Source organism: Fibrobacter sp. UWB13, from assembly GCF_900177805.1.
In the GTDB taxonomy this organism is placed as follows: domain Bacteria; phylum Fibrobacterota; class Fibrobacteria; order Fibrobacterales; family Fibrobacteraceae; genus Fibrobacter.
This window is the reverse complement of sequence record NZ_FXAX01000003.1, coordinates 189,553-216,532: the sequence shown is the minus strand read 5'-3', so window position 1 is coordinate 216,532 and position 26,980 is coordinate 189,553. Positions and strand designations below refer to the sequence as shown.

General features: G+C 45.6%; 19 protein-coding genes and 1 other RNA gene. 11 read left to right on the top strand and 9 right to left on the bottom strand.

Annotation, left to right across the window (positions count from 1 at the left end; all coding sequences use genetic code 11):
• Nucleotides 1–32: 32 nt before the first annotated feature.
• The 3 genes from B9Y77_RS16145 to B9Y77_RS13420 all read left to right on the top strand — a co-directional run bounded on the left by B9Y77_RS16145 (nt 33) and on the right by B9Y77_RS13420 (nt 4,354).
• Nucleotides 33–2,537: an McrB family protein gene (locus tag B9Y77_RS16145; RefSeq protein ID WP_085491992.1), complete on the top strand. Its 2,505-nt coding sequence runs from the start codon at nt 33–35 to the stop codon at nt 2,535–2,537.
• Between the two features lie 68 nt (nt 2,538–2,605).
• On the top strand, nt 2,606–3,892 hold the full coding sequence (locus B9Y77_RS13425; protein WP_176221770.1) for a 5-methylcytosine restriction system specificity protein McrC: 1,287 nt from the start codon (nt 2,606–2,608) through the stop codon (nt 3,890–3,892).
• A 3-nt stretch (nt 3,893–3,895) separates the two neighbouring features.
• Complete coding sequence (locus tag B9Y77_RS13420) at nt 3,896–4,354, top strand: hypothetical protein (RefSeq protein WP_085491990.1); 459 nt, start codon at nt 3,896–3,898, stop codon at nt 4,352–4,354.
• Between the two features lie 174 nt (nt 4,355–4,528).
• Here B9Y77_RS13420 and B9Y77_RS13415 read toward each other — a convergent pair whose 3' ends face one another.
• Nucleotides 4,529–5,917 (bottom strand): chloride channel protein, encoded by a 1,389-nt coding sequence (locus tag B9Y77_RS13415; RefSeq protein WP_085491989.1) that lies wholly within the window; start codon nt 5,915–5,917, stop codon nt 4,529–4,531.
• 212 nt (nt 5,918–6,129) lie between these two features.
• Here B9Y77_RS13415 and B9Y77_RS13410 point away from each other — a divergent pair, with 212 nt between their 5' ends.
• Complete coding sequence (locus B9Y77_RS13410) at nt 6,130–9,219, top strand: CotH kinase family protein (protein ID WP_254900046.1); 3,090 nt, start codon at nt 6,130–6,132, stop codon at nt 9,217–9,219.
• A 168-nt stretch (nt 9,220–9,387) separates the two neighbouring features.
• On the opposite strand, the gene B9Y77_RS13405 is transcribed toward B9Y77_RS13410, so the two are convergent.
• On the bottom strand, nt 9,388–9,813 hold the full coding sequence (locus B9Y77_RS13405) for an ACT domain-containing protein (RefSeq protein ID WP_015732209.1): 426 nt from the start codon (nt 9,811–9,813) through the stop codon (nt 9,388–9,390).
• 14 nt (nt 9,814–9,827) lie between these two features.
• Complete coding sequence (locus B9Y77_RS13400; protein WP_085491988.1) at nt 9,828–11,165, bottom strand: phenylacetate--CoA ligase family protein; 1,338 nt, start codon at nt 11,163–11,165, stop codon at nt 9,828–9,830.
• Nucleotides 11,166–11,552: 387 nt separating this feature from the next.
• Between B9Y77_RS13400 and B9Y77_RS13395 the strand changes: the two genes are divergently transcribed.
• Nucleotides 11,553–14,270, top strand: a complete 2,718-nt coding sequence (locus tag B9Y77_RS13395) for a BamA/OMP85 family outer membrane protein (RefSeq protein ID WP_254900045.1) — start codon at nt 11,553–11,555, stop codon at nt 14,268–14,270.
• Nucleotides 14,271–14,288: 18 nt separating this feature from the next.
• Nucleotides 14,289–14,804 carry an OmpH/Skp family outer membrane protein gene (locus B9Y77_RS13390; protein ID WP_073425165.1) on the top strand — a complete coding sequence of 172 codons (516 nt, stop codon included), beginning with the start codon at nt 14,289–14,291 and terminating at the stop codon, nt 14,802–14,804.
• 89 nt (nt 14,805–14,893) lie between these two features.
• Here B9Y77_RS13390 and recQ read toward each other — a convergent pair whose 3' ends face one another.
• The 4 genes from recQ to B9Y77_RS13370 all read right to left on the bottom strand — a co-directional run bounded on the left by recQ (nt 14,894) and on the right by B9Y77_RS13370 (nt 20,807).
• Complete coding sequence (gene recQ / locus B9Y77_RS13385) at nt 14,894–16,735, bottom strand: DNA helicase RecQ (protein ID WP_085491987.1); 1,842 nt, start codon at nt 16,733–16,735, stop codon at nt 14,894–14,896.
• 71 nt (nt 16,736–16,806) lie between these two features.
• Nucleotides 16,807–18,981 carry a DUF262 domain-containing protein gene (locus B9Y77_RS13380; RefSeq protein WP_085491986.1) on the bottom strand — a complete coding sequence of 725 codons (2,175 nt, stop codon included), beginning with the start codon at nt 18,979–18,981 and terminating at the stop codon, nt 16,807–16,809.
• 84 nt (nt 18,982–19,065) lie between these two features.
• Nucleotides 19,066–19,812: a hypothetical protein gene (locus tag B9Y77_RS13375; RefSeq protein WP_085491985.1), complete on the bottom strand. Its 747-nt coding sequence runs from the start codon at nt 19,810–19,812 to the stop codon at nt 19,066–19,068.
• Nucleotides 19,806–20,807 carry a hypothetical protein gene (locus tag B9Y77_RS13370; protein WP_085491984.1) on the bottom strand — a complete coding sequence of 334 codons (1,002 nt, stop codon included), beginning with the start codon at nt 20,805–20,807 and terminating at the stop codon, nt 19,806–19,808. Before B9Y77_RS13370 ends, B9Y77_RS13375 begins: the two co-directional genes overlap by 7 nt.
• Before the next feature lie 314 nt (nt 20,808–21,121).
• On the opposite strand from B9Y77_RS13370, the gene B9Y77_RS13365 reads away from it, so the two are divergent.
• The 4 genes from B9Y77_RS13365 to ettA all read left to right on the top strand — a co-directional run bounded on the left by B9Y77_RS13365 (nt 21,122) and on the right by ettA (nt 24,858).
• On the top strand, nt 21,122–21,766 hold the full coding sequence (locus tag B9Y77_RS13365) for a CatB-related O-acetyltransferase (RefSeq protein WP_085491983.1): 645 nt from the start codon (nt 21,122–21,124) through the stop codon (nt 21,764–21,766).
• A 126-nt stretch (nt 21,767–21,892) separates the two neighbouring features.
• Nucleotides 21,893–22,471, top strand: coding sequence for a flavodoxin (locus B9Y77_RS13360; RefSeq protein ID WP_244536632.1), 579 nt, complete (start codon nt 21,893–21,895; stop codon nt 22,469–22,471).
• Nucleotides 22,444–23,109, top strand: a complete 666-nt coding sequence (locus B9Y77_RS13355) for a DUF4405 domain-containing protein (protein WP_254900044.1) — start codon at nt 22,444–22,446, stop codon at nt 23,107–23,109. The genes B9Y77_RS13360 and B9Y77_RS13355 overlap by 28 nt, the downstream gene beginning before the upstream one ends.
• Before the next feature lie 54 nt (nt 23,110–23,163).
• A complete protein-coding gene (ettA, locus tag B9Y77_RS13350) occupies nt 23,164–24,858 on the top strand; it encodes an energy-dependent translational throttle protein EttA (protein WP_085491981.1) in 1,695 nt (564 codons plus the stop codon).
• A 239-nt stretch (nt 24,859–25,097) separates the two neighbouring features.
• Here the strand turns inward: ettA and B9Y77_RS13340 are convergent, their stop codons facing one another.
• The gene (locus B9Y77_RS13340) at nt 25,098–25,433 is read right to left on the bottom strand and encodes a hypothetical protein (protein ID WP_085491979.1); all 336 of its coding nucleotides are present in this window, start codon (nt 25,431–25,433) and stop codon (nt 25,098–25,100) included.
• 397 nt (nt 25,434–25,830) lie between these two features.
• Here B9Y77_RS13340 and B9Y77_RS13335 point away from each other — a divergent pair, with 397 nt between their 5' ends.
• Complete coding sequence (locus B9Y77_RS13335) at nt 25,831–26,475, top strand: ABC transporter permease (protein ID WP_085491978.1); 645 nt, start codon at nt 25,831–25,833, stop codon at nt 26,473–26,475.
• 60 nt (nt 26,476–26,535) lie between these two features.
• Here the strand turns inward: B9Y77_RS13335 and rnpB are convergent.
• Nucleotides 26,536–26,906: RNase P RNA component class A (gene rnpB / locus B9Y77_RS13330), an RNA gene on the bottom strand.
• Nucleotides 26,907–26,980: the final 74 nt, after the last annotated feature.

Sequence of the window (26,980 nt, the reverse complement as noted above, 5' to 3'; positions counted from 1 at the left end):
AGATTAATTTTGGATTGAAAGAAAGGTTGATTATGTCTGAAAAATTTACCTGGATTCCGTTCTACGAAGAATTTTCGCAGAAGTTATTGGAATATAAAGATCAAGTTGATGAAAATGGAAATCATTCAACCTTAGTAGAAAAAATCAAGTCTCTTAATTCGGAATGGATAGATTTCTTGCGCGCCAAAGCGGTCAATGGAGATTTTACTGATATTGACCCTTTTACGGTTTTTGCCATATTCAATCGATCTTCCGGAATGGAACGCCGTTGCGCAATTCTAAAATCTTTGAAAGAATTGTTTGGTGTATTGGCAGAGATTCCAAAAGATTTTGATGGAATTCCGTTAGCCAATGCTCAAAAATCATGTTTCTATTACGAACAAGAAAAGGACGAAACAATCCCCTTGTTGTGGAAGCTTTTTGATGCTTTCATGAATGGAAATACTACAGAGTTGGCACATTCTTTTGATGAGGCACAAAAGAAGAAAGGCGTCAGATGGAATTTGACGATGGCGTTCTTTTGGATGAAACCGAATGAATATGTTCCGATGGATACCAAAAGTAGATCTTATCTGAAGAAACATGGCGTAGACATTTTTAGCGCAAGGAAACTTGCTGGTGAAAGGTATTTAAATCTTATTAGTGATGTAAAGAATAAAATTGGTGAAAGTTTTCCGTCTATTTCTAGGCATGCTTTTGAAATGAATAACAAGCTAGAAGTAAATGGATTAATGGCTCAGGATAACAGCGAACCATGGCAAGATGAATTAATTGATGCTATGGATGGTAATGCTAGACCTGGAGTTTTTTGGTGGCATGAATTGCCTGTAGGACAAAAATCAACTATTAAGTTACTTAGAGAAAAAATAGATGCTAATGATCCCTTTGATTTTTACATCTTTCAAGAAAAGAAGGCTGTTTATAAGGCTGTTGTTGCTGATTTTGTGTGCTCTGAAGAGGAATATGCCGCGAAGAAACTGGCATGGCAAGAAAGCGATACTCAATGGTTAAAAGAATCATTTTCTGATTTTCAAGATAAAAACGGAAAGAGAAAGGCTAGAATACTGTTTTACATTGAAGAATTTGAAAAACTAGAAGAACCTATCCCTATGGATAGATTTGTGACATCAAAAGAGTATAAAAAACCTCACATTGCAAATCTTGTTCCATTCAAGTCTATTATTGAAGAGGGTGAGAAGCCTATGGATGCTGAAGACACTAATAACGAACTTCTTGATTTATTAAATAACAAAAAGAACATTATTCTCCAGGGCGCTCCAGGTACAGGGAAGACTTATAGAACTGCTGAACTGGCTTTGTCCGTGATAGGAGAATTACCCTCGCGAAATGTTGGTGAAGATGAAAAGTCATTCCATAAGAGAGTTATGGATGCCTATGACGCCAAAATAATCAAATTGAACTGGGATGGTTCTTTTGCTAATCCTGAAGCTCAGATTGGTTTTGTTACGTTCCACCAGTCGATGGATTATGAGGACTTTGTTGAAGGGATAAAGCCAATTAAGCCTGATGAAGGCGAAATGTATTATAAAGTTGAGAACGGTATTTTCAAAATAATGAGCAGAGTCGCAACAAATCCACAACAAGTGAAACAGGAAAAAACACTCAACTCTGCGTTTGACGATTTGATTCAAAACATTATTGATGGAAACGTGAAGAGTCTGCCAATGAAAAATGGTGGTCGTTCTTCAGAGTTATCGGTTTCGTCACAAATGGCTATAAAATGGAAAGCTGGTAATGGTAATATTGATGCAAATTGTGTTTCAAAAGAAAGGTTGTTAAAATTATGCGAAGTTTATGATTCTAAAGAAAAAATTGGAGCAATAACAAATATTGATGAATCTATTAGAGATGTCATTGGTGGTTGTAACTCATCATACTATTGGGCGGTTGCAAATTATCTGTTAGAGAAAATTGGCAAGGAAAATATTAGCAATGAAAAAACAAAAAACTACGTTCTCATCATTGATGAAATCAACCGTGGTAATGTTTCCAAGATTTTTGGTGAATTGATTTCCTTGTTGGAAGCGGATAAGCGTGTTGGTGGTGACCATCCGCTTTCTGTTACGTTGCCGTATTCAAAGGAATCTTTCTCTGTTCCGTCTAATCTCTATATCATCGGCACGATGAACACAACAGACCGTAGTGTTGGTTCTATTGATTATGCTGTGCGCCGTAGATTTGCGTTTGTGACTTTGGACGCGAATGAAAGCAAGGCTCCTGAAGGTGATGCTCGCAATTTGTTTAATGCAGTGAAGAACTTCCTAAACAAATCCAAGTACGATATGGACATCGAAGATTTGATGGTCGGCCATAGCTACTTTATGGATGCGGACAATCTGCAGATGAAATGGCGATATGAAATTCTACCACTTTTGGTGGAATATCATAAAGATGGAATCATCAGTAAGTCTCCATTGAAGGATGATTCTGGTAATGAAATTGCGGATGTAAAGAAGGACTATGCCAAATTCGTAGAAGCATGGCAAATGAAAGAATCTGATTCGCCCAATCCATAATGTCAGTATTTCCATTTACAGAGCATGATGGCCTTTGCGAATGTGCGGAAAAGGCTGAATTCGATGCGATGATGTCATCGGGTAGCTTTTCCAATATTCCGTCAAGTATTCCAAATATCAAATCTATTAAAGATGTCAAATACCTCGGTATTGTCAAAGACGGAGAAAACCTAAAAGCCCATTATTATATTGGTGCCTCTTGGTTCATAAAAGACAAGTGTGCTTTTGTCGTAAAGCCCAAAGTGGAAGTTGATTATATCAAGTTATTCATGACGGCGCTGGAGTTGAATTCCGAAAATGAGGCTGCATATTTTTCCAATTACTATTACATTGATTTTGAAAAGCCTGCAATTAAGACGAATGCTTTGGATAATGTAATCGCGCCACTTCTTATTCTGCATTACATCTCCCTGCTCTGGCATCTTGTTTCAAGGGGCCTCAAGAAGGGCTATGTTGTTCGGGAAGAAAACCTACAGTCCAAAATTCGTGGGCGAATCCTGTTGCAAAAGCACCTGACGAAAAATGTTTTCACCAAGCGCGAAGACCGTGTTTTTTGCCGGTTCCAGGAATTCACGGAGGATATTCCGGAGAACAGGATCCTCAAAAAGGCATTGTCTTTCTCTGTTCGTTTCATAAATCAATTGCCGAGTTTCAAAAGTCATCTACAAGAATTGACTCCACTGTTGTCAATGATTGGTTCCGCTTTCGAGAATGTTTCCGAAGATGTTACGATTGCTCAAGTTGCAAAGGTGAATGCCGGCAAGATATTCCGCCATTACGAATCCGCTATCAAGGTCGCGAAACTGATTCTCCGGCATTTCGATTATTCCATTGACAACGCTTCGAAAACTACACAGAGTGTACGGCCATTCTGTATAGACATGCCTCGCCTCTATGAAATGTATGTGCTGAGTCTACTCCGCAAGGCGTATGGCGACCAGATTCAGTTCCAAGTGAAGGGATCGCACAAGACACAGGTGGATTATATTGATGTCAATGAACAGATTATTCTTGACGCAAAGTATAAGCCACGCTATAAAAAAGGCGATATTGGCATAACCGAAGATGTGAGAGAAATTAGCGGCTATGCAAGGGATAAGAAAATTCTTAAAGCTTTAAAATGGAACGCGAATATAGCTGACAAGAATGGCAAATTATTGCCGGATTGTGTGATTGTTTATCCTGTTGTACAAGTGGAAGAAAATGACAATGGAGAACTGTTAGGTGTGGTCGCTGAAAATGCTTGTTCCTGCAAATATGAATTTGACAAGGATGCATCTATTGTTAGCCAATGTGATGAAATTAAGGCTTTTGAAGGGCTTTATAAAATAGCGATTCCATTGCCCCAAAAGTAATCTATGTTCTCCTTCATCCGCAAATTCTTTGAACGTCGCAAGGCCATTGCCGCTGAACGCAATCGTTTATGTAATGATTTGCTGCAACGGATTTCTTGGGCGCTGTCAGATTATATTGATGCAAGCAAAACGAAGGAATCCCTTCAAAAATGGATTGACGATAAAGGCAAGTTACTCGTAGAAGTAAGCGATATCAGCGAATTTAAAAGGTCGTCTTACTACAAGCAATTAAAACAGCAAATAAAAGTTTTTGATGAGTTCTATGCGCAGACTCCAAATAAGATTAAGGCTTTTGTTGCCGAAGAACGGCAAAAACGTGCCGATGCCGAGTATGTTTCAAAGAAAGTGAATCAGTGGGCTTCGGAACAAAAGTCCCAAAAGATTAGAACGTCTAAATCAAAGGAACTGAAACGAAAAATAACGAAGTTGGAAGGATGTGGATGGTTCGATTCCTGCAAATGAAGAATGCACTTGTTGCGGAAAAGATGGCATGAGGAAGATGCTGTATTCAACGGAGGGCGATGCGCAAATTGTCGCGGAATACCGATCTAAGGAAGATTGGCGTCCTTTACGCTTTTAAAAAACGAATTCAAAAATGCCCCGCTCATTGGCGGGGCGCTTTAGCATTAGTCTTTCTTAAATCTTTATCCTAATCTTCTTCTGCTTATAAATCGATTGTCCGCCGTTGCAAATGTAGGCGACCGTGCAGACGATGAAAAATGCGGGGAGGCAATTGAATCCGAAGATTTCGCCGGCAATGAGGATGGGAGCCCAGAGCGTGTTGCTTGCGCTTGCAAACACGGCGGCTAAGCCAAGGGCTGCGGCGAGTGCAACGGGCATTCCGAACATGCTTGCGATGAAGATTCCGAAGGTAGCGCCGATGGCGAAAAGCGGGGTGACGACACCGCCAATGAATCCTGCGGAGAGCGTAAGGATTGTGAGAGCGAATTTCAGAATCCAGTCGTACCCGGCGACGTTCCCAATCAAGTCGGCGGTTCCGGCGGCACTCCCCGTAGCATTCCCAGCGATTCCAAAGCACATGTCCAACAAGTTTGTTCCAAGTCCAGCGTAACGTCCTTGGAAAAATACGAGCAGCAAAGCGCTTATTCCAACGCCCATAATGGCGATTCGCTTGATGTTGTTCGGGAACTTCTTAGCAAAAAAGTTTTGCGAGAGTCCGAGGAGCTTTGCAAAACCGCCACCGACAATTCCGAAGAGTACGCCCATCAGCGCAAGCTTCACGAGGAACTTGCCATCGAGCGCGCCTTCGTTCGTGAAGATGCTTGCCGAAAATCCGCTCGCATCAAGAAGCGAACTTAAGTCTACGCTGAACTTGTGGAATCCGAGCATGCTTGAAACCTTGCAGGCGGTGAAAGCCGCTGCGGCGGCGGGTAACAATGCGCCAAGTTCCAAATGGCCAACGAGCAAAACTTCCAAAGCGAATGCTGTGGCAGCCATCGGGGCCTGGAAAATTCCGGCAAATCCTGCGGCAAGGCCTGTCACGAGCATAACATGCGCTGCGTTTTCAAATGGCAACTTCTTGCTTATGTTGTACGAAAGTGCGGAGCCTATTTGCATAGCGGCGCCTTCACGACCTGCGCTTCCGCCGAAGAGTTGCGTAAGCCAAGTGCTCACAGCGGCCATCGGGATAGAGACGAGCGGAAAGTCAGATTCCTTGTTGAGTCCAACGGCGAAAACCTGGTCCATGCCGCGTTCCGTCCAGCGTCCCCATTTCTTATAAGCGAATACGATAGCGGCACCGCCGATGGCGAGGGCGGGGATAAAGTACAATGGGTTTGCATCGCGGATGGCGGAGAGCCTATCGCTGATGTCGCCGAAGCATGCGGTGAGCGCACCGATGACTGCACCGAGAACAATTCCGAGCAGCACAAATGTCGGTGTTGCAAGCCACTTGAGTAACTTTTCCTTAACGCGGGCTTTTGCCATCTTCATCATCTGTTCTTTCATCTCGGGGCTGAACTGATTGAACTGTTGGCTCGCCTTGCTGAAGTCGCTGAAATTCATGTAAAATCCTGTTTTTGTTAAAAATTTTTCACGACAAAAATAGTAAAACGGAACGCCTTGTTCCGCTTTTTTGCGTGTTGTCAAATGCTCAATCCTTTTACAACGTGAAGTTAAAAAAAGAGGCTTTTGCAACGCGGCTAAATATATACTTAACTCAAGGATTGGATTGGTGTGGCGCTCAAAATGTATCGCTCAATTCTAAGGGATCAGACATGAAAAAAATCTTTTCTGGTGTAGCGTTATTTGGGATTAGTTTTGGTTTGGTTTTATCCGCTTGCGGTGATTCGAACCCTTCGGATTTCGGCATGGCGGCTCCGGGAATTGGTGAAATTAGCTCCGATTCCAATGACGGTCAATTGGGCGGTTGGTCCAGTTCGTCTTTTGCTCCGGGACTTTCTTCAGCAGGCATTCCGGGAGGTTCCTCCGCGGGTGTTCCGGGAACGTCGTCTCCTGTAGTTCAGTCATCTTCTTCGGCATTAGTTCCCACTTCTAGTGCGCAGGTTCCGCCGGCTTCGAGCGCCGCTACTGTTATTCCGCATTTCGAAGGGAATAGCCCGGTGTTCTTCTCGGAAGTTTCTCCGACAAATGCAAATCTCAAGGACAATGACGGCAACGATCCGGGGTGGGTCGAATTTTACAACTCGTCCGATGCTCCGGTGAGTTTGAAGGGCTATTCGCTTACGGATGATTTGTCTAATCCGCGTCGTTGGGTCTTTGGCAATGCGACTGTTCCTGCCAAAAGTTTCATGATCGTTTTCCTTTCGGGCAAGAATTATCCTGATTATGTCTTGCCTTCTGATTCGCTTAATATGATGAGCTCGGATTGCAGTTCTGAATCTGCATCGGGTGGCATGGGCGGCTTCAATTTTGGCGATTTCGGTGGCGGAATGGGCAACTGGGGTGGCGGCGGCTGGGGCGGCAACATGGGCGGTATGGGTGGCAATACCGGTGCTGCTTCTTCTGGCAACAATGTCGAAAATTTGCAAGGCAAGTCTTCGCTCTGCTTTAGCGAAAATGGCTCTGTCCAGATTGGGTCTGTGATGAAGGTTGCCCAGGGTGGGGATTACTCTCGCGTGGTTGTCAAGACCAATAATGCGTCTAGCCTTAGCAAGGTCAACCAGCTTGTTGTCCGTGGCTTTATCACCAAAAATCACAAAATTCGTGTGAACTTTAAGGAAGGTGATTCGCTTAGCAATTGGAGCGGCAAGAATCTCCGCGGTACAGGTGATTTGTCATCGGTGTTCTATGTCCGCCTCGATGATAATGCGAAGGACCTCAAGCGCAACAATGTAACGGCAACAACGTTTGCAACTGAAACTCAGGGAAGTGAATCGACGACCATTCAGATTACGTCGTACATTGCTCGCAATCGCGGCCATGAACCGCATGCTTCGTTCAAGGTGGACAAGGATGGCGGTGCATTGTACTTTGTGAATGCCGAAGGCGCTTTGCTGGATTCTGTGCGTTTTGGAGCTGTTCCAACGACCGCTTCTTGGTCTCGTGATGGCGCGGGCAAGTGGGGCTTTGCAACTCCGTCGCCTTATGGCAATACGGCAGGCGAGGTCTTTGCAGAACAAGTTCAAGTTGCCGAAGTGAACATTCCGCCTTCTGGTTTCTACACGTCTCCGGTGACGGCGACATTCCCGGCGGGCACTCGTTGCGAACAGGGCGGTGCCGAACCGACTACAAATTCTCCGGTAGTGCAGACTACGGTGACGATTAGCGCTACGACAGTTTTGCGTTGCCGTGCGTATATCGGTGGCTCTTACCCGAGTGAAGAAATTATCCGTACTTACGTTTTCGAAAAGCAACCCACGCTTGCCGCACTCTTTGTGACGACTGATCCGCTTTCGATGTTCAGCCCCGATTCCGGCCTTTACATGACGGGCAATAACGCCAGCATGATGGATCCGAAGAAGGGCGCAAACTTCTGGAGCAACCGAGAACTCCCGGTTTATGTAGAAATGTTTGAACCAGGCAAGCCGCAGGCTCCGGCATTTGGCGTGATGGGCGACTACAAGATTTCTGGCCAGTACAGCCGTGCAAAAGAAAAGAAGTCCTTTGCGGTGACGCTGCGCGAAGAGTATGGCGAAAAGCGCCTGAAATACACGCTGTTCCCGGATTATCCGGAACTCAAGAAGTTTAAGGCTTTCTCACTCAGAAACTTTGGTAACAATTCCGGCGACGATTACGTGCGCGACCGTGTGGGTACTTCGATGACGGAAGGCTTGGGCGTTGATTACCAGCGTGGCCGTTATGTTATCGTGTATTACAATGGCAAGTATTACGGTATCCACGATTTGCGTGAACGCAACAACGAATACTATTACGAAACCAAGTACGGCTATGACCCGAACGATATTGACCTTCTTGCAACAACATCAAGTGGTACAGATGAAGCGAGTGTAGGTTCTTCTGCGGATTACAAATCTATGCTGGATTGGTTGCAGAACAACGATTTGAAATCGGATGCAAACTACAAGAAGGTTGCAGACCAGGTTGATGTCGACAACTACATGAATTATATGCAAGCTGAAATGTTCTTGAATAACAGCGACTGGCCGCACAACAACATGAAAAAGTGGCGTGTCGCAAGTCAGAAGACGAAGTGGAAATGGTTCATGTACGATACGGACTTTGGCTTCGGCGTGTCTTACAATACCCAGACCGGAAACGTGTTCAGCTATGTGACGAATGCTAGCGGCACAAGTGGCATGGGTATGGGAATGGGCTTCGGCATGGGTGGCATGGGCGGTGGCCAGCAACAGGTGACGAACGGCTCTATTTCTCCGCACACGATTCTCATGATTCGTTTGCTCAGTAACGAGGGCTTCAAGAATGCGTTTATCAACCGCTTTAGCGTGCTCCTTTCGATGAACTTCTCGGCGGATAGGCTCCTCAAGCGCATCAACGATTTGCAGTCGCAGGTGGAACCTGAAGTGGCTCGTGATCAGGAATTCTGGGGCTATAATGCATCTAGCATGAGTAACGCTTTGGAAACGATAAAGAGCTTTGCCCAGACGCGTCAGGCTAAGGTCCGTGAACAGATGGAAACGTACTTTACGCTGTCTTCGCCGGTGGAAATGACGTTTACGGCGCAGGGCTCCGGCACGATTCTCGTGGATGGCCTTGCTCTGGATAAGTCTTCGATGACGGTCTCGCTTTACAGGGATGTGCCGGTCACGCTTACGGCTCAGGCAAATTCTGGCAGCACGTTCACGGGCTGGAGCGATGGCGTCATGGATGTAACTCGCAAGGTAAACCCGGGTGAAGTCACGTCGGTTACCGCTGTGTTCAGGTAGCCTGCGGACTCTCGAAAGTCAAGTTTCACTTACTTGAAATCCATAATAAAACAGCTAAACGGGAAACCGTTTAGCTGTTTTTGTTTGCAATAGCGTGCGTAGTTTAGTCCGCGCATTCGCGCATCTCGTCTGCGCGTTTAACTTGCACAGACTGCGCAACTCGCGATTTTAGCCCAGCATTTCTGTAGTGCTGAGAGTCTTGAAGTTCTTTTCTTCCAAGACCTTGAGCGCCTTTTCGGTATCGCTAAAGCGAAGAATCATGACGTTCGTTGCCGTCGAGCATTCGGACGGGTAGGCGTACATGTAGTCAATCTGCAAGTCGCCGAGAACGTCGAGAAGGTCTGCAAGACCGCCAACCTTGTCTGCAACAGGGCATGCGACAACGTCGGTAACGGTTGCGCTGAGGCCAGCCTTGGCAAGAACATTGACAGCCTTTTCAGAATCGTTCACAATCAGGCGGATAAGGCCGAATTCGCCGGAATCGGCGAGCGTGAGCGAGAGAAGGTTGATGCCTGCATCAGCGAGCGAACGGCAAACAGCCTGGAGACGACCCGGGCGGTTCGACACGAAAACTGAAACCTGTGGAATTTTCATTTTTTTTCTCCTTCTTAAATCTTCTTTCTGTTGTCGATGACGCGCTTGGCCTTGCCTTCGCTACGCGGCAAGGAATCCGGTTCGCAGAGCGTGACAATCACGGAGATGCCGAGAATCTGTTCGATGGAGTGCTTGAACTTCTTGGAGAGCTGTTCCATATCGCTCATGGAGTCGCTCACCATGTCGCGAGAAACTTCGACCTTGACTTCGAGCGTATCCATGTTGTTCTTGGTATCGAGCACAATCTGGTAATGCGGCAATGCCTTTTCGGCGCGGAGGAGAGCCGTTTCGATCTGGCTCGGGAACACGTTCACGCCACGCATGATGATCATGTCGTCGCTGCGGCGGCCAATGCGGCGGATACGGCGGATGGTACGGCCGCACTTGCACTTGGTCTTTTCAATAGCAGTGATGTCGCGGGTGCGGTAGCGGAGGATCGGCATAGCGCGCTTGCTGAGCGTACTGATGACGAGTTCGCCTTCTTCGCCGTCCGGAAGCGGTTCGAGCGTTTCCGGGTCCACGATTTCGGGGTAGAAGTGGTCTTCGAAAATGTGGATGCCGTCGCGGCATTCGCATTCGCAACCTACGCCCGGGCCGACAATTTCAGAAAGTCCGTAAATGTCGTAAGCCTTGATGCCCGTCTTTTCTTCGATGTAGTCGCGCATGCCATCGCTCCACGGTTCTGCACCGAAGATGCCGCGCTTCACGTTCAACTTGGAAATGTCGACGCCCATCTTTTCGGCAACGTCGATAATGCGGACAAAGTAGCTCGGTGTGCCACCGACTGCGGTCACGCCGAAGTCCTTCATGAGCATCACCTGGCGTTCGGTATTGCCACCGCTAATCGGCACGACTGTGGCGCCGAGGGCTTCGAAACCGCCGTGAATGCCAAGGCCGCCCGTAAAGAGGCCGTAGCCGTAGAAGTTCTGCACAATGTCCGTGCTGCGGAAACCGCAGGCGAGGAGGCCGCGCTTCACGACCTGGGCCCAGACTTCCATGTCTTCCTTGGTGTAACCGACGACAATCGGCTTACCGGTAGTGCCGGAGCTTGCGTGCAGACGCACGACTTCGCTCATGTCGACAGCGAAGAGGCCGTACGGATAAGTGTCGCGCAAGTCCTTCTTCATGGAGAACGGAATCTTTACGATATCCTTTAAAGTCTTGATGTCTTCGGGCTTGACGCCCTTTTCGACCATGCGTTCGTGGAACAGCGGAACCTTCTCGTAGGCGAGCTTCACGGTTGCACGCAAACGCTGCAACTGCAATTCGCGCAATTTTTCTTCGGGCATAAAATCAAGCGCCATTTCGGGCAAGATTTTGTTTTCTTCGTCGTTCCAAGCTGTAGATCGCATAGTATCCTTCAATAGAGGGTGTAGGTTAAAATTTTCGCCTTAAATATATATAATGCGCTTGCGTTGCGTTTAATTTAGGAGCGTTTCTTTTTCTTTGCGAAAATGCCCGGCTTGCCTTTATCCATATATATGGAACTCTATAGCCCATAGCGTAACGCTTTCAAAAAGTGTAAAAATCGGGACGATATAACCCTTATTCTATCATTACGGTTTATTCGTCGGCCGTTTGGGCTTTTTTAAAAAAGTCGTGTGGGCGGGGGAGTGTAATTTTTGTATTTTTGGGCAGAAATTAAAATAAACTGCTTTATAGGTAGGTCTATTCTGCGTTCCCGTTCGCTTTTATTTGTTCTTGCTTTGGTCGGTATGTCGAATGCCCAATTGTTGGACATGTCGCAGATTTCCGACAAGTATATGGTTGAGAATAAGATCAACAAGATTCGTGTCGAGGGTACCCATCACATGGACGAACGTTCGGTTCTCGGACGTATCGGTATCCGTACGGGGCAAAGCTATTCCCCGACCTCGCTTTCTGAAAAAGTCCAAAACTCTGTGAGTTCGCTTTATGCTTCGGGTCTTTTTGACGATGTGACCGCTTGGGTGGATTACGTTGGCGATGATGATTCTTATGTAGACCTGGTGTTCAAAGTGAAGGAACTCCCGGCACTTGATACCGCTATTTTGGATGGTTGCGACGAAGTCTCCGAAGATGACCTCCGTTTGAAAATCCACATGATTACAGGTCAGGTTTATAGCAAGGCGCAGTTGGAACGCACGCGCCAGGCTATGCTCGACCATTACCGCTCCGAAGGGTTCCTCCTTGCCGAAGTGGGCTACCGCGAAGAACCGGTGGACGAATACCAGAACAAGGTGACCTTTGTGATTCGCGAAGGCTCCAAGGTTCGCATTCGTGGCTTTGACGTCAAGGGCAATGATCACGTGCCGGTCGAAGAAATCACGGACCACATGCTTTCGAAAGAAAACCAGTGGTGGGGTGGCGGTGAATTCAAGGAAAACGTTTTTGAAGCCGACCGCGATACCGTGCTGAACGTCTTCCGCCATTTCGGTTTCTTGGATGCCGAACTTAATGACTATCACGCCGAATACCTGCCGGATTCGACCTGCCTGTTCTATCTTGGACGCATGGTGCCGGTTGGAGAAAAGTTGGCTCCGCTTTACACGCAGTTGAACGAGGCTATGTCCGACTCGACGAACCCGCTTTACAAGATTGCGGGCAAGCCGACGATGGAAGTGACTCACTATTATAGGAACATGCGCAAGGCGGGCGACAAGTATCCGCTTGCAAGACGCAAGCCGCAAGTCAAGGATGAAGAAGGCGCTTGGAAACTCCTGAACGACATTATCCGCTACGAAAGTGCCCGCAAGGAATGGATTGACCTGGTGGCAGACCGCAAGTGGAATAATCCGAAGATTGATTCCCTCCTCAAAATCAAGAAGCGCTCCGCTTACGAAAGCAAGCTCCTTGTGCGTTACATGATTGAGGACATGATTCCGGCACTCTACAAGTACGATAACATCAAGACTTCTAGCGATATTATCGTTCACATCGACGTGACCGAAGGTCGCCGTTACTACATGGGCGGGCTCCACTTTACGGGTAACGAAGTCCAGAGCGATGTCATGCTCGGCTATGTGTTCCGCCTCGATAGCGGTGCCGTGTTTGACCAGTATGTCTACGAAGCATCCCGTAAGGCTTTGCTTGATTCTTACCGCGAAGACGGTTACCTCTTTGCCCAGTTCGATGAAGAAAGAACGTTCGAAAACGATTCTACCGTGAACCTCACGTTTAAGATGAACGAAGGCTTGCCGGCTCAGATCCACAAGGTGCATGTGCGGGGCAATACCAAGACGAACGAAAAGGTGATCCGCCGCGAAGTGCGTCTGTACCCGGGCGATACTTACCGCCAGTCCGCTTTGGAACGTAGCTTCCGCGACATTATGCAGCTCAACTACTTCGACATGGTCGTGCCCGATATCAAGGTCGTGGGCGAACAGGAAGTGGACCTCGACTTTGCCGTGCAAGAAAAGCAGGCGGGTACGGGTCAGTTCAGCTTGGGCGTTTCTTACAGCGAAAGCGATGGCTTTGTCGGTACGGCAAGCATCTCCATCCCGAACTGCTGTATGGGCGATGGCCAGCAGGCTGCCTTGAACCTCGAATACGGTGCTGACAAGAAGAGTGCAACGATCAGCTTTACGGAACCGTGGTTCCTTGACAAGCCGATTACTGTTGGCGCAAGCCTCAGCTACTCCTGGTGGAACATGGAAGATTCCTACGAACATGACATTACCCGTTATGGTGGTAGCATCTTTGCCGGTAAGCGCCTCAAGTGGCCGGACGACTACTTCTACGGTCAGATCGGTTATAGCTGGCTCATGAACGATCAGGGCCCGAACATCGACAATAGCTATGTGGTTTACACGGGTATTGAATCGGCATTCAACTTCCGCATCCAGCGTGACGACAAGAACTTGCCGCAGTTCCCGACGGAAGGTTCCCGCTATGTGCTCGACGTGCAGTGGGCAAACGCCGCCTTCGGTAGTGACTTTGAATTCGTGAAGGCTGACCTCTCCATCAAGTGGTGGTTCCCGCTCTTCCGCGACCGTCTCTCGATTGCCCTTACAAACGAATACGGCGTGATTTTCGGTGACAAGTTGCAGCACCGCACTCTGTATAGAATGGGTGGTGTGCTTGGCTATGATGGTATGCTCCGTGGTTACGGCTCTGGCTCTATCGGTTACAGCCGCTTGGGTCGTAGCTACCAGTATGTTGGTGCCGAACTCCAGCTTGCCCTCGTGCCGCAGACATTCTACCTCTTGCCGTTCTTCTTTGACGCTGGTAACGTGTTTGGTCCGCGCATTGATCTGGATGCACGTATTGAAAAGCCGTCGAAGAACCCGCTTACCGAATGGGATCCGACAACGCTCAAGAAGGATATCGGCTTTGGTTTCCGCGTGGTTGTCCCGATGCTTGGTATTATCGGTTTCGACTTTGCATGGCCGCTTGATCCGGGTGAAGACTACTATGGTAGATCGTACACCAGTGTCGGCGATATGGAATTCAACTTTGTCATTGGTCAGGCATTCTAGCCTGAGTGGAGGAGCTCTATGATTCGCAAGTTGATCGTTTTACTTTCGGTAGTCTTTGCATGCGCTAGCTTTGCCGAAGATGGTCTTCGCATTGCTCATGTGGATTCAAAGATTATCTTTGACGGATTCAAGGGCACCAAGAAGGCTCAGGAAGAATACGACCGCCAGGTGGCTAAGTGGGAACAGCAGGCGAACCTCTTGCAGAAGGAACTTGCCGCTATCAAGGAAAAGCTCGATAAGCAAGTCCTGATGCTCTCGGACGAAAAGAAGCGCGAACTTGAAGCCGAGTACAACAAGAAGGATACGGAACTCAAATCGTTCATCGACCGCGTCTATGGCCGTAACGGTGAGCTCATCACTGAAAACGAAAAGGTGAGTGCCCCGATTATCCAGCTTATCCGCAAGGCAGTAAACGAAATTGCTTTGCAGGAAGGCTATGACATGGTCATTGACCGTGCTACCGGTGCCGTTCTCTTCTGGAAGAAGGAAAACGACCTTACGAACAAGGTGCTGAATTATCTGAATAATAGATAGTTACTGGAAGCGTCATCCTGACGCCGAAGGCGGAAGGACCCAGTTAAATTTTATGAATGAAAATCTCGCGGCGTGTGCTGCGGGATTTTTTATTGCTTCATGTAATCGCGGATGGCGTCTACGAATTGTTGCCCGAACTTTCGAATTTTCATTTCACCAAAGCCAAATACGTCTTGCAGTTCGTTGATGGATGTGGGCGCCTTGTAGGCGAGATCTCTTAGCGTGCGGTCGGAGAGCACGACGTAGGCCGGCCAGTTGTTTTCGTTGGCGATTTGCCTGCGGACTTTTCGCAGAGCTTCAAAAAGGGAATTGTCTTCCGCGTCGTCGGCTGTGTGCGTAAATGTAGTGCGTGAATTGCCGCCGCGATTGAATGTTGCGCGCCCACTTCTCGGCTTCGCGTCTTCTTTTGCTTCTGTTTTTGGGGCGACGGCAAGTTCTGCCGTTTTCTTCCCAAAGAGGACTTCGTTCCCGCTCTCGGTAATTTTAAGGTGGTTGTTCTCGTTGTAGGCAATTTCGATGTAACCGAGTTGCAGCATTTGCAAAAGGTAGTCGTGCCAATGCTTGAGCGTTGTTTTGCTGCCGGCACCGAACGTTTTGAGTTTGTCGTAACCCTTCTGGACGATTTCGTCGCTGAGCGTTCCCTTGAGTATGTCGGCGGTCATTGAAAAGCCTATGTGCTCGCCTGTGCGCTTTATGGCTGAGAGTGCTTTTTGCACGAGGATTGTGCCGTTGAAACGCTGTGGCGGGTGCTTGCAGATGTCGCAATTCCCGCAGTTGCTGCTGTTGTTTTCGCCGAAGTAGTTGAGCAAAATGCGACGACGGCAAACCTGCGATTCGGCGTATTCCTGCATGCGGTCGAGCTTCTCGGAGTTGATGTCTCGCTGGCCGCTCTCGTTTACAAATTTGCGGAGCGTGATGATGTCCTGGAAATTGTAGAACAGCACCGTTTCGGAAGGGAGACCGTCGCGACCCGCGCGCCCGATTTCTTGGTAAAAGCTCTCGATGCTCTTGGGGAGATTGTAATGGATGACATAACGGACATTGCTTTTGTCGATGCCCATGCCGAATGCGATTGTCGCGCACACGACATCGATATTGTCGTTGATGAAATCCTCTTGCACGTTGTTGCGTTCTTCGGCGGTAAGCCCCGCATGGTATGCCTTTGCGTAAACGCCTGCGTTGATGAGTTCGTCGGCAACTTTTTCGGTGCTCTTGCGCGAAAGGCAATAGATGATTCCCGATTCGTGCTTATGCTTTGAAATGATGGATAAAATCGCTTTCAGCTTTTCGGAAGCGGAATAACCGCGACGCACATCGAGACTCAGATTCGGGCGGTCGAACGAACTCACGAAAAGTCTAAAATCTCGCAAGTTCAGCTGCCTGACAATATCTTCTTTTGTGAGCTTGTCTGCCGTTGCCGTCAGCGCCATGATTGTTGCGTTCGGGAACGCTTGATGCAACCCGCCGAGCTGCGTGTATTCCGGGCGGAAATCGTGCCCCCATTGCGAAATGCAATGCGCCTCGTCGATAGCGAACAGCGAAATGTTCAAGTGCTGTTGCATCCACGGAATTTCACGCTGCAAACGCTCCGGCGAAATGTAGAGAATCTTGGTCTGGCCTGCTTTACAACGCTCCCGGATGGCCGCGTTTTCGCCTTCTTCGTTGTTGCTGTTCAGCGCATCTGCCCCGATGCCGTTTGCATTTAGCGCGTCCACCTGATCTTTCATCAGTGAAATCAACGGCGAAATGACGACCGTGATGCCCTTGAACATCAAGGCCGGAATCTGGTAGCAAATGGACTTTCCGCCGCCAGTCGGCATCAGCACGAGCGCATCTTTTCGCGATACGACGTGCTCGATGATTTCCTGTTGCATGGGTCGGAACGCATCGTAGCCAAAAACAGATTTTAAAATTTCGTGAGCGGTGGGCATAGCGGGTGTGTTGTTTGTACAGTACGGAAAAGCGTGTGTATATTTTAAAAGGATGTAATTTGTATATGGAATTATCCTAGGGTTTCTTCATTATGATTTATCGTATATTTGATTCTTTTTTGTTGTAAAGTTTCATCTTCTCCAACAAGTGCTGAAATTGTGTAGATGTTTACATTTTTCTTTCCAGTAACATTACAACCCCAATCACTGATTTTCATTTTTTTCCCTTTGTATTCTACATATGAGCCGTCTAATAGTGTAGCTTCTGAATTGTTATTTTCAGTTGTAATGTATAATTTATCGCCGATATGAAGTAATCCGTATTCGATAAGTTTGTTTAATTTAGGAAGTGCGTTCTCTTTTAGGTCTGAAATAAGCTTTAAATTTGGATTGTAGTTGGACATTGGCAAACATTTATCGACTAATGTATCAATTATGTTTTTACTTCTATTTTGAATTTTTTTGTATGTATTAAATCCAGTATAGGCGTTTAATTGTATAGCATCGTTTTGTCGTGAAGAATTTTCATCTTTGTACCATAAACGAAGGTTTCCGATTTTGTTTAATACTATTTTGGTAAATTGATCGTACTCCATTCCTGGAATAACTACTCCTGGTTCGAAGTCATGTCCTTTTTTTAAGACTAGTTTATCATTGGCGTCGCGATAATATTTAAATTCAGATTTCGGAGCTGGTGTTTGAACCAATAGGTGATCTAAGCTGAATGTCTGTCCGTAATTATGAAGTAGGGTGTATGCCTTGTCATAGGAAATTTTGACTTTACCTTTTTTGTCGATGCTTGTGGATTCGTATAGAGCTAGAAGAGCTACGGCTATTTTCTTGTTTTGTTCATATGCATCCATGTTTGCTAAATTGGATTTTATTCTATCTGTAGTGACTGCTTTAGAAATCATTTCATTTGCAATTACATTAATCACAATGTCTTTATTTACGCTTGAACGAATGTATATGTCATTCATTATTGTTGAAAACATTGTGATTGCATCCTTGCTATCTCGGTCGCTAATTGTAAGGAATTCAAACATGAATTTTACCGTTTCACGGATGATACTCACTAAATTGTCTTTTGATATTTTTTTTGATGCATATTCTTCTATGCAACGGAGAAATAGTGGCTTTGGATGCTTGTAGTTGATTTGGTTGAATATTGTATAATAAAATCGAAATTCATTGTTTTTTACGAGCTCATTCGCTTTGTTCACGTCCCCAAGCATGTTGTAGAACTTGACTTTTTTGTACATGTCGTCAAGAATTGCTTTGAGAGCTTCTGTAATGCTGTTTTTCTTGAAATATACTTGTATTTCATTCCGACTTAGCGACTTGAAATTATCAACATTAATATTTTGTCGATAGAATGAAATGTACGCTTTAATGTAGTTGTACATATAGTCGTACAATTGGTCATTTGTTTCGATAATCAGTTTACCCCATAGATCTAAATAGTAATCATAGGATGCTTCGTCTAGTTCCGAGAATATATATGTTTTTATTTTATCAATCTCGTCTAGGGGCTTTCCTTTACTGTTTATGGATTCAAATATTGAAAAAGCCTTGCTTATGCTGCAGGTTGAATCAATAGCTATAATCTGTACGAAGTTTAGTAGAAAATCTGCGAAATTCAGAAGGTCGTTATTTTTTCCCTTGGGAAATTCTTTTTCAACGTAGTTGTAAATAGTTCTAAAATTCTCTATTACACGTTTTTCAAAATTATTATTTGTTTTATATTGGTTACAAAAGTCTAGTATTTTATTTGGTTTTTCAAAACACGTGTTGTAAAGATCCTCAAAGCTTTTCTTTTCGATGCTGTTTAACGAAACCGCTCTATTTTGTTTATCGTAAGATCGATCTATATATTTCCAAAGAGCCGCTTTGATGTTGAGAAATGTTTGTTCGGTTTCTGAAATATTGTACTGGACTGCAAGCGAATATATTGATAATAAAAGCAACGATATGGTTGTTAATCTCTGTTGCCCATCAATGATTTCATACTTTTGAATTAGTCCTTTTAATTTTTCATTTTTATCGTGTATGTAGATGCTTCCTATAAAGTAGCCTTCTTCACGATCTGATTCGGGTTGCTTATAAGCTTTGAAAATATCGTCCAAAATTACATTGATTTGTGTAGATTCCCAGGAATATGGACGTTGGTACACAGGTACGGAATACATGTGTTTGAATGTGTCTCCAATAGTCCATAAATTAGGTTCCAATGGTTTTCTTGCCATGATTTTTATCCTTTGCAATCAATGATTTTTTGTATAGATAGTGAAGATTTTTTTGTAAAAAAAATATATTAAAAAATGATTTAGCTATTTAGACAAATACACTTCCTTCAACACTCTTAACGCTTCGCTCTTACTAATCATTCCTAGCACCTGTTCGTCAAGCGGTTCGTTTTGCATGGAATTCAAAAACTGTTCAATATGGCGCTTGATTTTTTCAGGCAACGAAACTTTTAAGTCTGGTGGGATCAACTGCAATAATCGGAAAACATCGTTCTTATGTTTCTTGAAATCTTTGTCATTAACCTGTTTTCCTGCTTCCTTTTCTGTTTCCAAATTAATTCGTGCATACATTTTAAAAACGATTAGGTATTCCGCTTTGAGAATGCGAATTCCGTTCATTTTTTCGCAACTATTTTTCAGTAAACTGTAATAGTCATCGTCCAACACGATTGCTGAAAGGCTGGATATATCGTCTTCAACGTGCACGGGGGTTATTCCTTTGGGGATTGTCATCGGATATGCACTTCTTGAAAAGAATTCGATTTGCGAGGGGTATCCTGCATGTGGTTCGGTAAACCTGTAAAAATGCGGGTTTTCGTCACCTTTCCAGCCGCATTTGTATCCGCCTTCTTTGACAAAGTTCCAAAATTCTTTCGCAAATTCGGTGAAATTGTCTGCATCAACAATCAGGATTGCGTCAATGTCTTTTGTAGTGCGAAATGGCAAGCCTTCTGTTTCCATAACGACGGAACAAGCTGTGCCGCCGATAACTGCATAGCCGTCGTTGAATTTTTCAAATTTTTCTCTAAATTTTTCTATTCCGTTTACCATTTTGTTTTTTCCATCATTTCGTCTAGACAAGCCTGAATTCTTTCGTCTTTTGAATCCTTCATTGATAAGTAAAGTGAAAGTGGATCCACACATCCATCTTTTGTGAACTGCGTTGGATTGTATTTCCATATTTGCACGTTCGTCAATGTTTCAGGTGCAAGCCACCGTGCGTCTTTTGTATAGTCCACAATGTTTGGGGAAATCTCTTTTTTTGCATTTGCACAGGTTTCTATTTTTGGTGAGCCGAGCATTGTCATTGAAGAAAGTGCGGTCTCTCCTGCGATTGGAAAATTGGCTTTTAAATCGGTCTTTTTTACAATGATATTTTTTTGCACAGGACTTATTAGGTAGGACATGGCTTTTTGTATAAGATCCTTCCCGTTTAACGCGCAAGTCATCAAGACACTTCTGCCGTGTTCTTCCTGTTTTATTAAACCGTATGAAGCAAGCTCTTTGCCACTTCTTGAAACAGCCATAACATTGAGTCCGCAATCTTGTGCCGCCTGCGTGCGTGATACATATGCATCCTTGACTTTATAAAGCATGTATAAAAAGAGCAATTGCGTTTGGGGACTCATTTTTTCTTTTTGTACGGAGTACTCGTAACTCGATTTCCGTCGCTGTTGCATGGCGATGCCGAGAAAGGGTAAAAATACGATGGTTGGATTAGCTAAAAATGGAATACGGTTTTCAATGAGTGCTTTTTGTTGGATCGCAGTGGTGTTTTCGAAAAAGAAGGCTGTTGGTTGTGAAAAAGCCTGTTTGTATTTCTCGATTTGTTTGGACAACGCTTCTGCGGAGAACGTCTCGCCATTATTCGGAACGATGGCGGTAAAGTTCATGCCACAAATATTTACATCAAAAAAATCACGGTTTGAGGTCAGATACATGGGGAGTTCCTTCGGTTTTTGAGCTTGTTTGACTTCACTGTCGAAACCGAAATATTCAAAGATTCCTTTGATTGAGTCAATGACTTTCTGTATGGAAAAAGACATAATCCGCTCCTTTATAACATTTATATAGTAATATAACTTTTTAAAATGTTAATAACAAATAAAAATGTTATAATTAGTGAATTTTGTCTAATTTTGCAAAATTTATGTTGATATATTGTTTAAAAATAATTGTTTTCTTATCCCAGTTTATAAAGTCCTTCATTGAATTCTTCTTTATTAATATATGTTTCTTTAATGTCATAAAATGACTTTTTGTGAATGGATCGCGAAAAGAAGATTCCCGACCAATTCGGAAAAGACTGGTTTATTTGCTTTTTATTACCTTTTCCCATATCTCACCCACGGAGGTCACTATGCCAAATACACTCCCTGATCCGATGACGGTCCACCCGATTGCTGGGTACGACAAGGAAATTTACGTGAAGCCGACGCTCAAGAATCCGCAGATTGTCGTGGGCGATTTCACCTACATTGCCGATAGCGATTTCGAGAGTCACGTGACGCATCTTTATCCGTGGAATGACGACAAGTTAATTGTCGGAAAATTCTGCCAAATCGCGGCAGGGGTGGAGTTCGTGATGAATGGTGCGAACCATCAGATGAATGCGGTTTCGACGTTCCCGTTTTACACATTGCAGGGCTGGAATATGGCGCCTCCTGCTAAAGAAAATTTGCCACTCAAGGGCGATACGGTAATTGGGAACGATGTGTGGATTGGGCAGAACGCTGTGATTTTGCCGGGTGTGCATATTGGCGATGGTGCCATCATAGGAGCGAATGCGGTCGTGGGGAGCGATGTGGAGCCCTATACGATTGTGGCGGGTAACCCGGCGCAGTATATCCGCAACCGTTTCGACGAGGAACTGACGATGCTTTTGCTCAAGTGGAAATGGTGGGATAAGTCCGTCGAAGAAATTAATGCGCTCATTCCGGTAATTACGAACCCGGACTTGAATTTCGTCAAGGCTAAAATTAAACAGTTTTTGGCGGAAGTTTAGTGGATTGATGCCGTTTTGTTTGCTTTAGCTCAAATGTATTCCATATTGTTCTAATTGCGTGTGGTTTCTCTTGTTTTTTTATATTATTTTTAGTTAATGGTAAAAAATTGAGAACAGGAGCGGAGCATGCGTAAAATAGTCTTAATTCTATTGATGTTTCTCATTGGTGTATCCATGGCGGCCGAAAAGAAAATCCTCGTCGCCTATTTTTCCCATATTGGCGAAAACGTCAGCGTCGGTACAATTATCAAAGGTAATACCGAAATCATTGCCGAGATGATTGCGGAAAAGACGGGCGCTACGCTTTTGCGCGTGATGCCAGAAACGGAATACCCCAGGACCTATGATGAATGCCTCAGTGCAGCGAAAAAGGATCGCGCAGAAAATGCACGCCCGGCGATTAAGCCTGTGGAAGTGAATCCCGAGGAGTTTGATGAAATTTATATTGGTTATCCAGTGTGGTTGAACGATATGCCTATGCTGATGTATACTTTCCTTGAAAAGTATAATCTGAAAGGAAAGTTGGTTCATCCGTTCGTGACGCATGAGGGGAGTGGTCTTTCTGCCATTGCAAAACTGAAAAAGGCTGCAACGGGAGCTGTTGTGACGAAAGGTCTTTCTATCTATGGGCATATTGCTCAGAATAATCGTAAAAAAGCTCAGAAGGATGTGGATAAGTGGTTAAAATTTCTCGGTGTGCTTTAGATATTGCGATGGCTGCACTCACCTTGGTTTTAATGGGTGGGTGTAACTTTTTTTATGAGGCTTTCGACGAGTCTTTTGATAGCGACTTGGTTCATGAAACTCTAGGTGTGATTTTATTCGTGCTCTGGGTAACGCATCTTGTTGTGAATCGTGCGTGGATCAAGGGGCTGCTCAAAGGAAAGTACAATGCACTGCGGATTGTGCGGACTGTCATTAATGGCAGTGTTATTTTATGTGTGCTTTTCTTGATGATTAGTGGGGTAATTCTTTCAAATCACGTATTCGCGTGGATTGGTATTGAAAGTTGTACGAGCTTTGCCCGCACGGCGCACATGCTTGCGAGCCATTGGTATTTGTTTTTTGTTTCGCTTCACATTGGGCTTCATTTGTCGCTGTTTGTTCGCGGAAAGGTTGCGATGGGCGTGGTTTCGGTTCTTGGCGTTTATGGAATTTATGCCTTTATCGAACGAGGCTTGTGGAAATACATGACGCTTCAACAACCGTTCTTTTCTTTGGATCTGGAGCACGGATATCTGCTATTTACTTTGGATTACATCGCTATTATGGCGCTATTCGCTGTGGTAATGCAGCTTGTAATGTTGGCTCTGAACAGATATTTCTATATTAGGAATGCATAATTAAACTGCGGCATGGCCGCTAACCTCTAATCACTAACCATTAATCACTAAAATATGGCCGAACAAAACAAAGCAGAAAAATTCGTTTTCTACATGTACAAAATGACCAAGTCCTATCCGCCTAACAAAGAGGTGCTGAAGGACATTTCTTTGAGCTTCTACTATGGCGCAAAGATTGGTATTATCGGCCAGAATGGTGCCGGTAAGTCTACGCTCCTCCGCATCATGGCGGGCATTGACAAGGAATTCCAGGGCGAAGCTTGGATTGAACCGGGTCGCACCGCAGGCTACTTGCCGCAGGAACCGCAGCTTGACCCGAACTTGACCGTCAAGGAAAATGTGATGCAGGCCGTCGCTAAAAAGCAGGCTGTACTTGACCGCTTCAACGAAATTTCCATGAAGTTTGCTGAACCGATGGAAGACGACGAGATGAACAAGCTCCTCGACGAACAGGCAAAGCTTCAGGATATCATCGACGCTCAGGACTTGTGGAGCCTCGACCGCAACATTGAAATTGCAATGGACGCTCTCCGCTGCCCGCCGGGCGATTGGCCGGTGACAAACCTTTCTGGTGGTGAAAAGCGCCGCGTGGCTCTCTGCCGCTTGCTCCTCGAAGAACCGGATTTGTTGCTCTTGGATGAACCGACGAACCACTTGGATGCCGAAACGGTTGCATGGCTTGAACGCCACCTCCGCGAATACAAGGGTTCTGTGATTCTCGTGACGCATGATCGTTACTTCCTTGACAACGTAACGAACTGGATTTTGGAAATTGACCGCGGTCGCGGCATTCCTTGGGAAGGCAATTACGCCCAGTGGCTTGACCAAAAGCTTGAACGCATGAAGAACGAAGAAAAGGGTGAATCTGACCGTCAGAAGCGCCTCGCTCGCGAACAGGAATGGGTCAAGCAGAGTCCGAAGGCTCGCCAAGCAAAGAGTAAGGCTCGTCTCAAGGCTTACGAAGAACTCTTGGCCGAAGATTCCAAGGAACAGATCAAGGTGGCTCAGATCCACATTGCAAACGGCAAGCGCTTGGGCGATGTCGTCATTCAGGCGGAACATTTGCAGAAGGCCTTTGGCGAAAAGGTGCTGTTTGACGATTTGAATTTCAGCTTGCCGCGCTCGGGCATCGTGGGCATTATCGGTCCGAATGGTGCTGGTAAAACGACTTTGTTCAAGATGATCATGGGCCAGGAAAAGCCGGATGGCGGTACGCTCAAGATTGGCGAAACTGTCGAAATCATCAGTATGGAACAGGGCCGCGAAAGCTTGGACGATTCCAAGACGGTTTGGGAATCCATCACGGGTGGCAATGACGAAATCTTGGTGGGCGACCGCAAGATGAATGGCCGTGCTTACTGCGGTCTCTTCAATTTCACGGGTGCAGCCCAGCAGAAGAAACTCTCGCAGCTCTCTGGTGGTGAACGCAACCGCGTGCTCATGGCAAAGAACTTGCAGAAGCCGGGCAACCTCTTGTTCCTCGACGAACCGACGAACGATTTGGACATCGAAACATTGCAGGCTCTCGAACAGGCTATCCTTAAGTTCGCAGGCTGCGCTGTGATTATCTCGCATGACCGCTGGTTCCTTGACCGTATTGCAACGCACATCCTCGCTTACGAAGGTGATTCGAAGGTCGTGTGGTTCGAAGGCAACTGGAGCGAATACGAAGCTGATCGTCGCAAGCGCCTCGGTGAAGACGCCGACAATCCGAAGCCGATCAAGTACAAGACGCTCAAGCGCGACTAAAAAAAACGGGACTCGAAAGAGTCCCTTTTTGTTTTTAAGCTTTTATTCGATCAATCCGAATAAGTCAAGAAAAAAGGTTATTAAAGAAAATAAAATTAAAGCGGAATAGGTAATAACAAATAGCTTGTAAGTATTTGGATTGTCTTTTAAAGTTGTTCGTGGTCCCTTCAGTTTTATTTCTTTAGTAATAAGCGTTTCTATCAGCAAAAAAGTGAATAAGCAAAATGAAAGTAAGTAAATCATTCTTTCTTCCTTGCGGCGATGAACTCGTCAAAGGATTTTTCTTTTTCCTTTATGCCCATAATTTCGTCGAATTTGTCGGTTTCGTCGCCGTGGTTGTCTTCTTCCGAAAAATAATCGTCGATGTACATATTATCGGTTTTCTTGAATATGTTCCTTCGTCCGGGAAATTTCCCAAAAACGAAAATACTTATTGCAGAAAAAAGCGAATATGCAAGGAATATGTAGAGCGCTTTTTTAAAGCCGAAAAGAGGAGTTAGAAAAGCCCCAAATATAAGCCCGCCGGCACTAAAAACCGCCCACACGGAGAGTTTGTTTTTAAAATTGTCGCTCATAAAAAGTTGTGTGTTTATGTTTAAGAGTATATGCTAATATACTTTTTTGTGTACTCTGAAGCAAATTGGTGCGAAAAGTGATACGGAAAATGCAGAAATATGCTACTAAATGGGTGAATTCTCCGTTTTTGTAGCATAATTTTGGGACAAATTAAGCGAAATGTAGGCCGATTTTGAGCTTGTCCGCTGGATTTGTACTACAAAAAAGGTCAAAATGCGAATTTTGTAGCACGCGAAAAGTGTTTTTATCTATAAATATTGTGGATAAAGTAGAATTTATGCTACTGAAAATGGAAAAATCTAAAATTAGTAGCATCAAATGGCCAAAATCGTACTTCGCGTGCATTTAAATTGCCCCTGCTCGAGCTCTTTTTTTGCTAAGTTCTAGGTTAGATATATGCTCCACGTTTTTAAACACGAACTTCGACTGATTTTCAGGGATCCGCGTTTCTGGATTCCGTTCATCATCCCGCCGATGATTCTCGCGGCGAGCCAGGCGATTGCTGTGTCGCGTTACGGTGGCGAAATTATGCAGGGCATGGAAAGCTACATGATGCTTTTGCTCGGCTGTCTGATGGCTCCGATGGGCGCTCCTTTGGCGGGTGACAGTTTTGCGGGCGAGCGCGAACGCAATTCGCTGGAACTTTTACAGCTCTCTCCGATTGCGCCGGCGAAACTGTTTTGGGGCAAACTGTTTGCGATTCTTCCATTCCCGCTGGTGTTTGCGCTTTTGGCGCAGCTTGGTTACTGGTTTTCTCATTCCGAAATTACGGTAACTGCGGCGGTGGCTTCGATGCTTGGAGCACTTTCGGCGGTGCTGTTGACGACTGCGTTTTCTCTGATGGTTTCGCTTCGTGTTAAAACCGTCCGTGCAGCGACCCACATGACGCTTTTTTTCATTATTCCGCTTCTGTTGCTTGTACAACTTGGTCACGAAGCTTTTTTGAGCAATTTATTTGTGCCGCTGATTGTGTTGACTGTTTCTATGATTGTTAGCCTTGCAGTCACTTTTGCGGGCATGCGCAAGTTCGTGAGTTTGTAGATTCGCGACCCCTCCCTTGTCTAAAAAGGAGAAGGCTTCCGTTTGTCGCGGAAGCCTTCAAAGTTGAGTAGTTATAAGCCGGGTTCTGTACTTCTTGCGAAGCGATGACCATCTCTCTGGACGAATCGTTACCGACCGCCTCAAGCGACCTACCCGGATATCCAGCTGGCACGGGCCGCACCAGGTTCTTTCGAACGGAATCCTGCTTGGTCTTGCACCGGATGAGGTTTACCTAGCCACTTCTGTCACCAGTCGTGCGGTGAGCTCTTACCTCGCCGTTTCACCCTTACCCGCATTGCTGCGGGCGGTCTATTCTCTGCTGCACTTTCTGTCGCGTTACCGCGCCTGGACGTTATCCAGCATCATGCCCTGCGGTGCCCGGACTTTCCTCCAGCTTTGATTGCTCGCTGCCGGCGGCCATCCGCTACCCGCGGCAAAATGTAGAAAAAGCGACGGGAACGTGCAAGTATAGAATTCGGCGAAATCTCTCGTCTTTCGTCTTTCT

What these genes read in the sequence shown, in the direction of transcription:
- B9Y77_RS13410 (WP_254900046.1), top strand. Translation starts at nt 6,130, where the DNA reads ATGAAAAAAATCTTTTCTGGTGTAGCGTTATTTGGGATTAGTTTTGGT.
- B9Y77_RS13360 (WP_244536632.1), top strand. Translation starts at nt 21,893, where the DNA reads ATGCGTAAAATAGTCTTAATTCTATTGATGTTTCTCATTGGTGTATCC.
- B9Y77_RS13335 (WP_085491978.1), top strand. Translation starts at nt 25,831, where the DNA reads ATGCTCCACGTTTTTAAACACGAACTTCGACTGATTTTCAGGGATCCG.
- B9Y77_RS16145 (WP_085491992.1), top strand. Translation starts at nt 33, where the DNA reads ATGTCTGAAAAATTTACCTGGATTCCGTTCTACGAAGAATTTTCGCAG.
- B9Y77_RS13340 (WP_085491979.1), bottom strand. Translation starts at nt 25,433, where the DNA reads ATGAGCGACAATTTTAAAAACAAACTCTCCGTGTGGGCGGTTTTTAGT.
- B9Y77_RS13390 (WP_073425165.1), top strand. Translation starts at nt 14,289, where the DNA reads ATGATTCGCAAGTTGATCGTTTTACTTTCGGTAGTCTTTGCATGCGCT.
- B9Y77_RS13370 (WP_085491984.1), bottom strand. Translation starts at nt 20,807, where the DNA reads ATGTCTTTTTCCATACAGAAAGTCATTGACTCAATCAAAGGAATCTTT.
- B9Y77_RS13375 (WP_085491985.1), bottom strand. Translation starts at nt 19,812, where the DNA reads ATGGTAAACGGAATAGAAAAATTTAGAGAAAAATTTGAAAAATTCAAC.
- B9Y77_RS13425 (WP_176221770.1), top strand. Translation starts at nt 2,606, where the DNA reads ATGATGTCATCGGGTAGCTTTTCCAATATTCCGTCAAGTATTCCAAAT.
- B9Y77_RS13395 (WP_254900045.1), top strand. Translation starts at nt 11,553, where the DNA reads ATGTCGCAGATTTCCGACAAGTATATGGTTGAGAATAAGATCAACAAG.
- B9Y77_RS13380 (WP_085491986.1), bottom strand. Translation starts at nt 18,981, where the DNA reads ATGGCAAGAAAACCATTGGAACCTAATTTATGGACTATTGGAGACACA.
- B9Y77_RS13405 (WP_015732209.1), bottom strand. Translation starts at nt 9,813, where the DNA reads ATGAAAATTCCACAGGTTTCAGTTTTCGTGTCGAACCGCCCGGGTCGT.
- B9Y77_RS13365 (WP_085491983.1), top strand. Translation starts at nt 21,122, where the DNA reads ATGCCAAATACACTCCCTGATCCGATGACGGTCCACCCGATTGCTGGG.
- B9Y77_RS13415 (WP_085491989.1), bottom strand. Translation starts at nt 5,917, where the DNA reads ATGAATTTCAGCGACTTCAGCAAGGCGAGCCAACAGTTCAATCAGTTC.
- B9Y77_RS13420 (WP_085491990.1), top strand. Translation starts at nt 3,896, where the DNA reads ATGTTCTCCTTCATCCGCAAATTCTTTGAACGTCGCAAGGCCATTGCC.
- B9Y77_RS13400 (WP_085491988.1), bottom strand. Translation starts at nt 11,165, where the DNA reads ATGCGATCTACAGCTTGGAACGACGAAGAAAACAAAATCTTGCCCGAA.
- ettA (WP_085491981.1), top strand. Translation starts at nt 23,164, where the DNA reads ATGGCCGAACAAAACAAAGCAGAAAAATTCGTTTTCTACATGTACAAA.
- recQ (WP_085491987.1), bottom strand. Translation starts at nt 16,735, where the DNA reads ATGCCCACCGCTCACGAAATTTTAAAATCTGTTTTTGGCTACGATGCG.